This window comes from Ligilactobacillus pobuzihii E100301 = KCTC 13174, assembly GCF_000349725.1.
Classification (GTDB): Bacteria; Bacillota; Bacilli; order Lactobacillales; family Lactobacillaceae; genus Ligilactobacillus; species Ligilactobacillus pobuzihii.
The window spans coordinates 1-726 of record NZ_KB714688.1 but is presented as its reverse complement, the minus strand read 5'-3'; the positions used below and the strand labels follow the sequence as shown (position 1 = coordinate 726).

Annotated in this window: 1 protein-coding gene; it reads right to left on the bottom strand. The window is 44.8% G+C overall.

Translation table 11 applies throughout. The features are described 5' to 3' along the window. Nucleotides 1–726, bottom strand: a 726-nt coding sequence (locus LACPOB_RS11600; protein WP_258420983.1) for an IS30 family transposase, incomplete at both ends; no start/stop codon positions are given.

The window sequence follows — 726 nt, the reverse complement described above, 5'->3', positions numbered from 1 at the left end:
GCGCCCGCTGTATTTCCTCTGGTGTGACTTGCCTCAGTGAGTGTCCTTTAGGGAAAAATTCACGTAAAAGCCCATTCGCACGCTCATTGCTGCCTCGTTCCCAGGGCGAAGAAGGATGCGCGAAGTAACTTGTAGTTCCTTTTAAACGACTTTGCTCCGAAAACTCTGCTCCATTATCAAAAGTGAGCGTCTTAAAAAGTGTGGGGGCTTGTTTAATAACCTTTTGCACAGCTGCTAAGCAAGTTTGTGCGTGATAATTAGGGACCTTAAGCACGATTTCATACCGCGTTTTTCGCTCAGTTAAAGTCAAGAGTGCCGGCTCACTAGCTTTTCTAACCCCTTTAACTAAATCAGCTTCCCAATTGCCGAATGTCAAGCGTTGCTTGACGTCTGCCGGCCTTTTTTCGATCGAGAGGCCCAAGTTTTTCTGATTCTGCCTGACATGGGTATGTTTTGTCGTTTTTATTCTCCGCCGGAGTTTTTGTGGCAAATCAATATTCCTGAGCGGCAATAACCCTTGATCTATATAACGGTAAACTGTGGTTACCGACGGTGTCGGTTTGTCAGGATGGATTCGTTTGAAGTAGGCCGTAAAACTGGCCACACTTTGGGAACGAAAAGGTCGCTTCAATTCTTTTGCTAACATTGCAAAATATAACCAACAATTACGTGTCAGCGGTTTTGAATGACACTGACTACGATTTTTCCGATAATTTATCTGACCGG